This window comes from Bradyrhizobium ferriligni (genome assembly GCF_056837965.1).
Genome location: NZ_JBXEJO010000063.1, coordinates 1 through 12092, shown reverse-complemented (window position 1 = coordinate 12092; position 12092 = coordinate 1). Strand labels below are relative to the sequence as shown.

The 12092-nt window shown below is 65.4% G+C and carries 9 protein-coding genes and 1 tRNA gene; 7 read left to right on the top strand and 3 right to left on the bottom strand.

Translation table 11 applies throughout. From position 1 onward, the window contains the following. Nucleotides 1-269 precede the first annotated feature (269 nt). Entirely contained in the window at nucleotides 270-1157 is an 888-nt protein-coding gene (locus AC1VNY_RS30915) for an N-formylglutamate amidohydrolase (protein ID WP_482407996.1), read from the bottom strand. A 305-nt stretch (nucleotides 1158-1462) separates the two neighbouring features. Here AC1VNY_RS30915 and cpdR point away from each other — a divergent pair, with 305 nt between their 5' ends. Further along, nucleotides 1463-1822 (top strand): cell cycle two-component system response regulator CpdR, encoded by a 360-nt coding sequence (cpdR, locus tag AC1VNY_RS30910; protein WP_016843340.1) that lies wholly within the window; start codon nucleotides 1463-1465, stop codon nucleotides 1820-1822. Nucleotides 1823-1900: 78 nt separating this feature from the next. Then, nucleotides 1901-1975 (top strand) — tRNA-Val (locus AC1VNY_RS30905). A gap of 410 nt (nucleotides 1976-2385) precedes the next feature. Here AC1VNY_RS30905 and AC1VNY_RS30900 read toward each other — a convergent pair. Beyond that, nucleotides 2386-2955, bottom strand: a complete 570-nt coding sequence (locus AC1VNY_RS30900) for a GNAT family N-acetyltransferase (RefSeq protein ID WP_482407995.1) — start codon at nucleotides 2953-2955, stop codon at nucleotides 2386-2388. Between the two features lie 116 nt (nucleotides 2956-3071). On the opposite strand from AC1VNY_RS30900, the gene AC1VNY_RS30895 reads away from it, so the two are divergent. The 5 genes from AC1VNY_RS30895 (at nucleotide 3072) to AC1VNY_RS30875 (ending at nucleotide 11661) form a co-directional block, all read left to right on the top strand. Beyond that, the gene (locus tag AC1VNY_RS30895) at nucleotides 3072-3986 is read left to right on the top strand and encodes a LysR substrate-binding domain-containing protein (protein ID WP_482407994.1); all 915 of its coding nucleotides are present in this window, start codon (nucleotides 3072-3074) and stop codon (nucleotides 3984-3986) included. Between the two features lie 913 nt (nucleotides 3987-4899). Next, nucleotides 4900-5787, top strand: coding sequence for a helix-turn-helix domain-containing protein (locus tag AC1VNY_RS30890; RefSeq protein WP_482407993.1), 888 nt, complete (start codon nucleotides 4900-4902; stop codon nucleotides 5785-5787). 336 nt (nucleotides 5788-6123) lie between these two features. Further along, nucleotides 6124-10314, top strand: a complete 4191-nt coding sequence (locus AC1VNY_RS30885; protein ID WP_482407992.1) for a beta strand repeat-containing protein — start codon at nucleotides 6124-6126, stop codon at nucleotides 10312-10314. Further along, nucleotides 10311-10886 (top strand): invasion associated locus B family protein, encoded by a 576-nt coding sequence (locus AC1VNY_RS30880; protein WP_482407991.1) that lies wholly within the window; start codon nucleotides 10311-10313, stop codon nucleotides 10884-10886. Before AC1VNY_RS30885 ends, AC1VNY_RS30880 begins: the two co-directional genes overlap by 4 nt. 13 nt (nucleotides 10887-10899) lie before the next feature. Then, nucleotides 10900-11661, top strand: a complete 762-nt coding sequence (locus AC1VNY_RS30875) for a hypothetical protein (RefSeq protein WP_482407990.1) — start codon at nucleotides 10900-10902, stop codon at nucleotides 11659-11661. A gap of 76 nt (nucleotides 11662-11737) precedes the next feature. Here the strand turns inward: AC1VNY_RS30875 and AC1VNY_RS30870 are convergent, their stop codons facing one another. After that, entirely contained in the window at nucleotides 11738-12049 is a 312-nt protein-coding gene (locus AC1VNY_RS30870; RefSeq protein ID WP_482407989.1) for a hypothetical protein, read from the bottom strand. Nucleotides 12050-12092 lie beyond the last annotated feature (43 nt).

Here is a 12092-nt window from a genome sequence, read left to right as displayed (position 1 = left end):
ACATTACCCAAGAAATGTTTCGAAAGTTCTTGCGTTTTGTGCAGCGCGGTCGCATATTGTTGCGGTGCGGTAGCGCCTTGCGCTATCGCTGCCCTCCTTGGGCGTTTCCTCCCTAGACTTGGGCCGCTTGTTCATTCAAGCGGCCCTTTTTTCTTGGGCCGTCGTTTCCGCAAGTGAACTGAGAATCCAGTTCGGCGCTTTATCGCGCCGCCAACTTGAATTCCTGGTTCATGACTTCGTCGGGATCGCAGTGCCCGACGAAGGATTGATTACTCCGCAGCCGCCTGGAACGGGCCGAGATCGCCGAACGGGATTTTCGCGAGCGCATCCGCCAGGGCGGCGAAGTCGGCGGCCACCTGCGCGAAGCGCGGCCCGCGCTCGCGCCGCCGCTCATCCATATAGACCGCGCGGTTGAGCTCGATCTGCACGGTGTGCAGGCCGCTCGCCGGGTTGCCGTAATGCTCGGTGATGAAGCCGCCGGCATAGGGCTTGTTGCGGCCGATCGAATAGCCGAGCGAACTCATGATCTCCTCGACGAGGTCGGGCAAGAGCGGCGCGCAGCTGGTGCCGTAGCGGTCGCCGATCACGACGTCGGGCCGGCGCGGCTCGTCACGCGACACGCCGACCGACGGCATCGAGTGGCAGTCGACCACGATCACCGCGCCGAACGCCTGGTGCGCCTTGTTGATCAGCCGGCGCAGCGCGCGGTGATAGGGCTTGTAGAGCACCTCGATCCGGCGCAGTGCATCGTCGACATCGAGCCGCTCGCGATAGATCTCCTGGCCGTCGCCGACCACGCGCGGGATGGTGCCGAGGCCGCCGGCCACCCGCATCGAGCGCGTATTGGCGAAGCTTGGCAGCCGCCCGGTGAACATCCGCGGGTCGAGCTCGTAGGGCTCGCGGTTCACATCGACATAGGAGCGCGGGAAGTTGACCCGCACGATCGGAAAGCCGCGATCGCTGAGGCCCGCGATCAGCTCGTCCATGAACGAGTCTTCGGAGCGGCGCAGCGACACCACATCGATTCGCGACGCCTCGAGGAATTCGGCCGGGTAGACCGAGCCCGAATGCGGGGAATTGAAGATGATGGGCGCGCGCCAGGCCTGCGGCTCAACGATCTCGAACGGGGGCGACAACTCGCCAGCAAATTCGGTCATTCCCTTGGCGCCGTCCCTTGCGTCCGCCTCGCCCCGCAACAACTGAGTCTGCCGGAAAAGCGGAGATTTATGGGCAGACATTGTCGGTAATCGCGATCATTCTGCCAAGTGAAAAGAGTGTGGTTTCAGCTGGAACGCGTCTTAAAAGCAGCAAATGCGGCCCCCGGTTGATTCGATGTCCGGTTCAGTCCACAAATGGGTGGCGCGCATTTGCCGCTGGCTTGACGCAAATTTCACCCGAAATTTACCGTCTGTCGGGCTAACTGTTCGGACTGCTCCTCAAGCCGGATTCGACGATTCCTGCCATGCCGAAAATACTTCTCGCCGAAGACGACACCGATATGCGCCGCTTCCTGGTCAAGGCGCTCGAAAACGCGGGTTTCAAGGTCTCGCCGCACGACAACGGCATGTCGGCCTACCAGCGGCTGCGCGAGGAGCCGTTCGAAATGCTGCTCACCGACATCGTGATGCCCGAGATGGACGGCATCGAGCTGGCGCGCCGTGCCTCGGAACTCGATCCCGATATCAAGATCATGTTCATCACCGGCTTTGCCGCGGTGGCCCTGAATTCCGATTCGGAGGCGCCGAAAAACGCCAAGGTGCTGGCCAAGCCCGTGCACCTCAGGGAATTGGTTAGCGAAGTGAACAAGTTGCTGGCGGCCTGATTCGCCAAAAAACCTTCACTTTGTATCCTTGCCTGCCCCGCCGCCGTCCGTTATAGGGACCCGATCCAAATACGCTTTGGGTGCGTAGCTCAGCGGGAGAGCACTACCTTGACATGGTAGGGGTCACAGGTTCGATCCCTGTCGCACCCACCATCCTTCGCTCGCGCAGCGAGAGAAGGATGCCGCGCCGAAGCCCGACCGGCGGAGGCGGGCTTGTGGCCGCGAACTTCGGCCCGGCAGGCCACGCGTCACAACGACGAAGTCGTGGTTTCTGCTTCAACCTGTCAAACAGCGCGATGTCATCCGCGCAGGCGGGTATTCCAGAGACAGCAGTGTTTGAACCAGGGGCCGCGGCTCCCTCCAGGCGTCGTCCCTGCGAAAGCAGGGACCCATACTCCGCAGCGGATGCTGTTGAAGGGATTCGTCGTTCAGTCATCGCGCAACAATCACCTTCGGTGGCTATGGGTCCCTGCTTTCGCAGGGACGACACTGAGTGTGTTGCACTGCCGGCGAGTCATACGCCCGCATTCGCTGACATCGTTTTTGTCCGAGCTTGGCCCCCGCTATGGAGGGCGGTCGGACGGAAGCCGGTAGCGCCACGTTTCGCCGGCGAGAACCCCGCGCTGTCGACGCACAACGGAGGGCCATTCGGAGCGAACCATGCTCAGGACCGCAGCATCGGCGGACGGACCTTCATCGGCCGCGAAATATGCGCGAAGCCTTCCTTCGCAGCGGAAGCCGAGGGCGGCGTAGAGATCAAGCATGTGCCTCAGGCGCCAGTCCAGATGCAGCTCGGTCCGCTCGACGTCGAGCACCTCGAACGCATACCGCGTCATGAGATGTGCAACGTGACTGACGAGCACGGCCTCGTCCAGCCGTCCGATGCTCCAGATGGGGGCGAACGTAGCCCGCTTTTCGTGCCGGTCGATCGCGCCGAACCCGGAAACGCCGAGCAGGTCTCCCGATCCCGCGGCCTCGATTGCGAACGCGGCTGCGGTGTCGACCTGGTCCCGTGCCGCCGGCAGGCGCGCGGTGTTCGGGCGGTCAGATGTGCCGCGATCGAGCCGCCGCAGCATGGCTGCGTCGCGAAGCTGCTGCGCGCGCGATGACTGCGGGCCGGTGATCCTGGTCAACAGGATGCGGTCGGTGGCGAGGCTCGCATGGTTGCTCGACGGGTACATGCCCTATTGACGCACCCGATCAGCATGCCGTCAAATGACCCGAACGCCAGTTCATATGCAAATTGGTCATGCCCCTGAATCCAAGACATATCGACCTGTTTCGAGAGGTCGTGCGCCACAACGGAATCACAAAGGCCGCCTTGAGCCTTCGGGTGGGGCAGCCTTTCATCAGCCGCGCGATCGCACGTCTCGAGCGCGAGATCGGTTTTGCGTTGTTCGAACGCGGGCGAGGCGGCGTCACGCTGACGCCGGAAGGCGAGATATTCCTGCGCGAGGTCGAGAGAAACCAGGCCGGCCTCGAGTATCTGGCGCGCGCCGCGCGTGGCATTCGCGAGCGCGGCAGCGGGACGCTCAGGATCGCATGTCTTCCGGCGTTCACCTATTCGTTGATGCCGCAGATCGTCAGCAGCTTCCTGCGGAAGAATCCCGACATCGTCGTATCCGTGGCTGTCCACAGCCCCGAGCGCGTCTGGAGTCTGGTGGCCTCGGGACAATGCGACGTCGGACTGGCGCGGCCGCAGGCGGGGTTTGCCGCGGTCGACGACGAGCTCCTCATGACAACGGAGGCGGTCTGCGTCCTGCCCCGCCAGCACCGGTTGCGCTCGAAGCGATCGATCGCAGCGCAAGATCTGCGGGGAGAGCCCATGATCGCAGCTTCCCCGAGCGCACCGCATCGATCCCGCTTTGAGCGCATCCTCGATGAGGCCAAGATCGAGATCAAGACGGTCGCGGAGATCCAGTACAGCATGCAGCGTTGTGCCCTGGTTGCGCAGGGACTGGGTTTCTCGATCGTCGACCCGATCGTGGCCCGGGATTTTGCAAGCTCCAGAATCGTACTCAAGCCGTTCGTGCCACGGCTGGAGATCGCCACCATGTTGCTGCTTCCTTCGCAGCGGCCGCGAAGCCGTCTCGCACTTCAATTCTGCGATCTGCTGCGCGCCGAAACCGCTGATTACAGGAAGTCCGCGCGCGTGCAGGCTTGAGAGACAGCGGCAAGGCTTTCTCTCGCGTTGCGCTCGGCATGATCTTGCGGGACGGCGCGAGCCGCCTGCGACGCAATCGCTTTGCTCAGCGCGCTGTGCTCGCAGAAAAATTCGACGGGCACTTGTGACTTTCGTCATCTCGACGCTCACATGTGAATGCCGCAGCGTGCGCGCGCATGTACGTATCGCGCGTGTTCGATTCGTACGGATTGCATTCACGTCGCACGCGGTGGATTGCCGCATGATTGGGCAAGAGCGTTCGCAATGCGATCATGCGCGGGATTCTCGATATGTCATCTACCGTGCTTAAGTCGCGCCTTTGCGGCGACATGCGTTTCGTCCAGGCGCGGAGATCGAGAAAATTTTCTGAAGACTCTGCGATGATGCGTTGCCCGATCGCATCGCATGAATGCAATCTTGGATTTCTGCACGCCGCGCGTTGCCGCCCCTCTGGTTCTCGCGCAGATTGTTCTCTAGATCAGTCAAGCCTGCTCGTGACGGAGCATCCGAGCCGGACACGGCAATGACGCGACAATGATGAACGCCATGTGCGAGCACGACTGCCAGAGGAACCTGCGTCAACCCTATCGGGAGCGGCCGGCGTAAGCCGTCGATGTCCGAATCCCGAAATGCCTCTTCCTTGTCTCCCCGAAATTCGCCGGTCTGTGAGCGGCCGGCGACGCAACCTTGGGAATGCGCTTCCGTTGAGCCAACGTTCGTCGTTCGCGCCAACGGGGCACGAAAGTACATGCAACCAGACGACAAGACGCCGGCACACGCAGCGCAGCTTCTGGAACACGTTCCCCTGCCGCGCGAGCCGCGGAACATCAGGGATATAACCCCCGCGCCGCCGCGGCTGTTCTCGACACGACACTATCCGCCCTCGGAGCAGTTCGAAGTTTGGAAGACGCGGATGGCTTCGCTGGTCGACGTTGCGCCACCGGAAGGTCATAACCCTGCGCACGGGTTCCTGGTGGAGTACCTGACCTGCAACATGGCCGATGTCGTCTTCACGTCGGGGCGATTCGCCGCGCAATCATTCGCCCGTGTCATCAAACCGTCGCATGGCACGCCGGTCGATATCTGGTGGCTGTACCGGGTGCGCTCCGGCGAAGCCCGCTTCGAGACCGCAGAGCGGCGGATTCACGCCGGGCCGGGCGCCATGTTCCTGATCTCGCTCGACGAGGATTTCCGCGGCAGCATCACGGACTATGACGGCCTGGTGCTGGGCTTGCCGCGCCAGTCGTTCGCCGATGTGGCCGATCGGCTCGACGGTGTCTGCAATATTCTACTCGAAGGCAACCTGATCGAATTGCTGGCCGATTATCTCGACCGGCTTGAAACGCGTATCATCCTCATGTCCGCGGACGAGTTGAGGCAGGCGGGGCGGGCGACCGCGCAGATGATCGCCGCGTGCATCCAGCTCTCCTCGGATCGGCTGGAGCAGGCGCGCGGCGCGATCGAGTCGGTGCTGTTCGAGCGTGCGCGTCTTTATATAGAGTCGCATCTCGCCGACTTCGACCTGACGCCGGACCGCATTGCGCAGCAATTGCGGATCTCGCGTTCTGCCCTCTACCGTGCATTCGAGAGCGTCGGCGGCGTTGCCGGCTACATCCTGCGCAAGCGGCTACGCGCGGCACATGCAGAACTTGTCTCGTCCGCCGAGAGGCAGGTGCAGGAGATCGCGTATCGCCACGGCTTCAAGCTGGCGTCCGATTTCACCCGCGCGTTCCGCCGCGAATTCGGCGTCAGCCCGCGCGAGATGCGCGAACGCATGCGCCGCCGATCAACTACCGGTTGAGATGTATGAAAACAACTCATGGTGCATCGAGCGAATCCTTCAACTTGTGAGACGATCTGCGTGTTATTTGGACGGCCTGCTGAGTGACGCTGGCAAAATTGTGTCTATCATTTTGCAACATGACGACTCGGGGCACATTGATGGGGCAGTCGAGCGAGCGCTGGGTGGCAAGATGCGCTCGTTGAATTCGACACATCGTTGGCCAGGACGGGACGATGATCGTGTGCACGATCATCGTTATTTTTTCGCGCGTGCGGCCGGCGGGCCCGCGCGGCGGCCCGGTCCATGGCGCGTCGCCTCCGGCGTCTGGACCAGATGTCGCGAAAGGGGCGCACCATGGCTGTCGCACACAACTCAACAAAATCGCTGAAGCGTCGAGGGCGCGCCGGCTTCGTCCGGAGCTGGGTCGCATCGGGCGATGCGGGCAGCACTTCGCTGCGGCGACGGCTGCTGGCCGTGCTGCGTCAGGCGCACCGTGTCCTTGGCGTGAAGCGGGATCGCTTAAGCCTCGGGTCACTGGGAATCGGCGGGTCGGCCGTCGCGACGGCACTCGCGTTAGCCGTCGCGGTGCTGACCGCCTCGGCCGCGAGCGCGGGAAGCGTGCAACTCGGTGGTGGAAGTGCGACCGGCACCGATTCCGTAGCGATCGATACCAATTCGTCAGCCAGCGGCCTGCGCGCCATCGCGATCGGAAGTGGAGCAAACGCGGCCGGCTTGGATGCCGTTGCCCAGGGCACCGGCACCAGCGCAGGCGCCCAGAACGCCATCGCGATCGGTTTTCAGTCGATCGCTTCACAGCTAAATTCGCTCTATCTCGGCTCGCGCACGGCCGCGGGAACCGGTGCGCTTGCTACGAGTGCCATCGGCATCGGCACGGACGTGACAGCATCTCAGGTCGACGCCATCGCGGTCGGGCGTTCATCCGTTGCGTCAGCGCAGTACTCCGTGGCCCTCGGCCTGAATGCCAAGGCAACGGGCACTGGCGGCGCGATGGCGCTGGGCCAGGGCACGGTCTCGAGTGGCGTCAACTCGGTCGCGCTCGGCGTTCAAGCCATCGCCACAGGCGCCGGCACCAGCGCCTTGGGCACCTTCGCCAATGCCACCGGAGGCAATGCTACCGCTGTCGGCGTCAGCTCCTTGGCGAGCGGCAACTATTCCTGGGCCGGAGGCTGGGCATCCGTTGCCTCGGCGGACAGTGCGACTGCGCTTGGCAAGCAGGCGACCGCGTCGGGGATCAACTCATTCGCCGGAGGCAGCTCCAGCAACGCAGCCGCAGATTTTGCCGTGGCTGTGGGCAATCAAGCGCAGGCGCTCAGCACCGGGGGCTCGGTCGCGATCGGGTCGGGCGCGGTCGTCAACACTGCGGCGACAGGCGGCATCGCGATCGGCAACAATGCGGCATCCGCCGGCATCAGTTCGCTGGCGACCGGCGTTGGGGCCAGTGCCGCCGGCACAAGTTCGCTGGCGATCGGCACTGCCTCAAATGCGAGTGCCGCCGCCAGCACTGCGGTTGGCAACACAGCCGTTGCCAGCGGCCAAAATTCCTCGTCATTCGGGTCTGGAGCGCACGCGACAGGGGACAATTCGCTCGCGGCCGGCGTCAGCGCCAGCGCCAGCGGAATCGCCAGTACCGCACTCGGCATCGGCGCCAATGCGTCGGCCACGAGCGCCATCGCCGTCGGCAACAATGCTGCGGCCAGTTCCGCCAATGCTGTCGCCGTGGGCACCAATGCGACGGCTTCCGGCGGGCAGGCCGTCTCGATCGGCGCGAACAACGTCGCCTTTGGCAACGGCGCCGTGGCGATCGGCGATCCCAGCTATGCCAGCGGCACCGGCGCCTTCACCGGCGGCGCCAACAACATCGCCAACAGTGACGGCACCGCTACCGCCACCGCCGCCAACCAGGCCAACGGCGCAGTCGCGATCGGCAACAACAACAAGGCGATCGGACAGGGCTCGGTCGCGCTCGGCAATGGCTCCACCGCGGGCGCCGCCGGCCTTGCCGGCAACGTCGCGCTGGGCAACGGCGCCACGGCGGCGGCAAGCTCCGGCGATGTCGCGCTCGGCTCCGGCAGCGTCACCGCTGCCGCCGTCAACACGCCGAACACGGTGATCAACGGCACCACCTACAGCTTCGCGGGGACGACGGCGACCTCGACCGTCAGCGTCGGCGCGCTCGGCGCCGAGCGCACCATCACCAATGTTGCGGCGGGCCGCATCAGCAACTCTTCGACCGACGCGATCAACGGCTCGCAGCTCTGGGCCACCAACCAGGCGGTCGACGGCCTCGCCACCACCGTCAACAACATCAACGCCGGCGGCGGCATCAAGTATTTCCACGCCAATTCGACGCTGGCGGATTCCTCCGCGGTGGGCACCGATTCGGTTGCGATCGGACCGGTGTCGACCGCGACCGGCAGCGGCTCGGTGTCGATCGGCAACGGTGCCAACGCCGCGAACGCCAACGACATCGCGCTCGGCTCGGGCAGCCAGACCGGCACGGCGGTTCAAACCGCCAACATGGTCATTGGCGGCAACACCTACAGCTTCGCCGGAACGACACCGACCTCGACGGTCAGCGTCGGCTCGGTCGGCAATGAGCGCACCATCACCAATGTCGCGGCGGGCCGGGTCAGCAACGGCTCGACCGATGCGATCAACGGCTCGCAGCTGTTCGCCGCCACCTCGGCGATCGACAGCCTCTCGACCGTCGTCAGCAACGGCCTGACGCACTACTATGCCGTCAACGACGGCGGCACCCAGCAGGCCAACTACACGAATAACGGTGCGACCGGAACCAACTCGATGGCGGCGGGCGTCGCGGCGTCGGCATCGGCCACGAATTCCACCGCGCTCGGCTTCAACACCCAGGCGACGGTCGATGGCGGCGTTGCGCTCGGCTCAGGCTCGATCTCCAGTCGCGCGCTCGCGCCGGCGTCCGGCACCATCGGCGGCACCATCATCCCCTACAACACCACCGATCTCGCGCTGCTCGGCGCGGTGTCGGTCGGCAATGCGACGAGCTATCGGCAGATCACCAACGTGGCCGACGGCACCCAGGACAGCGACGCCGTCACCGTGCGCCAGCTGACCGGCGCACTGACGTCGTTCGCGACCACGACGACGAAATACTTCCACGCCAACTCGACGCTCGCCGACTCGCTCGCGGTCGGCAACAATTCGGTCGCGGTGGGCCCTGCGACCGTGGTCAATGGCGACAACGGCATCGGCATGGGCTTTGGCGCAACCGTGGCGCAGACCGCGCCCGGCGGCATCGCGATCGGCCAGAATTCGGTGTCCAACTTCGCCGATTCGATCGCGTTCGGCACCAATGCGCAGGCGAGCGGCGTCCAGTCGGTGTCGATCGGCGCCGGATCCCAGACCACCAACCCGACCAGCGTCGCGCTCGGTCCGAACGCCAAGGCGACGGCGCAGGCCGGCGACGTCGCGCTCGGTGCCAATTCGACCACACAGGCGGTGGTCGCGACATCGAGCACCTCGATCGGCGGCACCACCTACAACTTCGCCGGCACGACGCCGACCTCGACCGTCAGTGTCGGCAGCGCCGGAGCGGAGCGCACCATCACCAACGTGGCCGCGGGCCAGATCACCCAGACCTCGACCGACGCGATCAACGGCTCGCAGCTCTGGGCCACCAACACCTCGCTTGCCGCTCTCTACACCACGGTGAGCAACATCTCGACCGGCGGTGGCGGCGTGAAATATTTCCACGCCAATTCGACCGCGGCGGATTCCATCGCGACCGGCGCGGAGAGCGTTGCGATCGGCCCGCAGTCGGTCGCGAGCGGCGCCAATGCGATCTCGATGGGCAACGGCTCGGCCGCATCGGCCGACAACTCGGTCGCGATCGGTGCCGGCGCCAAGGCGACGGCGGCCAACTCGCTGGCGCTCGGCGCCAACGCCACCACCACGGCCAATCTGAGCGACGCGGCCTATACGCCTGTCGTCGGCAAGAGCGTCGCGGGCGTTGCGACCGGCGAAGTGTCGGTCGGCTCGTCCGGCGCCGAACGCCGCGTCACCAATGTTGCCGCTGGCTCGGCAGCGACCGACGCGGTCAATGTCAGCCAGCTCCAGGCGGTTGCGTCGAGCTCGATCCGCTACGACACCGATGCCTCCGGCAACACCACCAACAAGGTGACGCTGAACAGCGGCAGTAGCGGGCCGATGACCATCAGCAACGTGGCGGCGGGCGTCGCCGGCACCGACGCGGTCAACGTCAACCAGCTCAACAGTGCCTTCCAGCAGCTCAACGGCCAGATCGGCGAGGTGCGGCAGGACGCCTGGCGGGCGGCCGCGATCGGCATGGCCGCCGCATCGCTGCGCTATGACGACCGGCCCGGCAAGGTGAGCGCCTCGGCGGGCGGCGGCGTCTGGCGCAGCCAGGGCGCGCTTGCCTTCGGCATCGGCTACACCAGCGAGAACAGCCGGCTGCGCAGCAACTTGGCGGCGACCACCGCCGGCAGCGACTGGGGCGTCAGTGCCGGCGTGAGCCTGACCCTCAATTGACCCTGACGGCGACAAGGCGGCTGGCGTGTCTGGCTTTGGCGATCTGGCTCGGGGCGGCGGCGAACGCCGCCGCGCAGGGCTCGCCGCCATCCGCCTACGCCGTGAAGCCGTCGGACGTCGCGGTGCCGGAAGGCGAGACGCTCGGCGAGTTCAGGCGGATGATCCAGCCGTTCAAGAACTGGACCCTGATCTGCGACGAGAGTCTCAAATCGAAGCGCCGCGTCTGCAACGTCACGCAATCGATCGTCAACGCGCAGGGCACGATCGCCTTCAACTGGTCGCTGATCGCGACCGCCGACGGCAAACCGCTGATGGCGATGCGGATTCCCGCAGCCGCCGGGGTCGGCGCGCAGATCGAACTCGCGATGGGCGACAGTCCGGACCGCATCGTCGCGCAGACCGATCGCTGCGATGGCAATTTCTGCTTCGCCACGGTCGCGATCGGCAACGTGCTGAGGCGGCACATCCGAGCGGCGACGCCGTGCCGCGTGTCCTATCAGCTGCCGCAAGGGCCGGTCGTGCTGGAAGCGCCGCTGGACGGACTATCCGGCGTGCTGGCGAAACTGAAATGAGACGACAAGCTGCATGCGGATCCGGAATCCGGAGCGCCGCATCGAGGTGCGGGACGAGAGGACGAATACGCCGATGCGATTGAAGACCCCCATCCTGATTTTCACGGCGGTCGTCGTGGCGGCGCTCAGTGCAGCCGGCGTCGTGGGCTATGCCCAGCAGATGCAGCCGGCCCAGTCGCAGCCGATGCCGCTGCAGCCGGCGACGCCCGCGCCGGCCAAGAAGCCCGCCGCCGCCGCGAAGCCGCAGCCGCACAAGCAGCGTCCGCAGGAAGCACCGACGCTGCCGTCGGCCGCGGCGTCCGTTCCGCCGCAGCAGGCGGGCCAGCAACCGACCGTGTTCGACGAGCACGCGCGGCAGGGCAACATCGTGACCTGCGCCAATCTGTTCGGGACGCTCGGCCGCGGCCTCGCGATGAACTCCAACTACACCGCGCAGTCGCAGTGGGACGCCAAGGCCGGCAATTCGCATTCGGTGCAGTCGCTGGTCGCGCTCGCACCCAACCAGCCCAGCCAGGCCACCCCCGCCGCCAATCAGCAGGCCGCCGGCATCGTGTTTGCCGCGCCGGTCGGATCGTCCTGCGAAGGCAATCTGGTGCGGGTGACGCCGCGGACGGAGAATTGCTCGACGGTTGCCGCCGAGCTCGCCAAGCTCAACGGACAGACCGGCGCGCTCGGTGATCTCGCGACGATGGCGCTGCCGAACGGCGCACAGGTGGTTCTGATTCCGTTAGGCAACGCCTGCGTCGCGGTGACCGCGCTGCGGGTCGCCGGGTAGCGCTGCTGCTCAACCCGGTCGACCCATGCCGTCGCCGGTCAGCCCGGCTGGCCGCGCCGCGTCGGTCCGGCCGATCTCACCAATGACGCCAGCGATGATGCCAGCGCGGGTAGCCGCCGCGATAATAGGCGTATGCCGGGCGCACCACGTGACGATAGCGGTAGCCGTAATAGGCCGGCCGGTATCCGCTATAATATGTCGTGGTGTAGCCGCCGCCCCAACGATACGGCGCAGCGTAATAGCCGTCATCATAGGCATAGCTGCCGCCGTAATAGGCTGGCGAATAGCCATAACCGTAGCCGTAGCCGGGGTAGCCGTAACCATAGGCATAGCCCGGATAGCCGTAGGCTGACGAGGCGAGGCCGCCGACGACTGCGCCGGCAATCAATCCGCCTGCTGACTCTTATACACATCTGACGCTGCCGACGACC

Bases quoted from the DNA above. Each gene is read 5' to 3' on its own strand.
- AC1VNY_RS30915 (WP_482407996.1), bottom strand. From the start codon at position 1,157: ATGACCGAATTTGCTGGCGAGTTGTCGCCCCCGTTCGAGATCGTTGAG.
- cpdR (WP_016843340.1), top strand. From the start codon at position 1,463: ATGCCGAAAATACTTCTCGCCGAAGACGACACCGATATGCGCCGCTTC.
- AC1VNY_RS30895 (WP_482407994.1), top strand. From the start codon at position 3,072: ATGCCCCTGAATCCAAGACATATCGACCTGTTTCGAGAGGTCGTGCGC.
- AC1VNY_RS30890 (WP_482407993.1), top strand. From the start codon at position 4,900: ATGGCTTCGCTGGTCGACGTTGCGCCACCGGAAGGTCATAACCCTGCG.
- AC1VNY_RS30885 (WP_482407992.1), top strand. From the start codon at position 6,124: ATGGCTGTCGCACACAACTCAACAAAATCGCTGAAGCGTCGAGGGCGC.
- AC1VNY_RS30875 (WP_482407990.1), top strand. From the start codon at position 10,900: ATGCGGATCCGGAATCCGGAGCGCCGCATCGAGGTGCGGGACGAGAGG.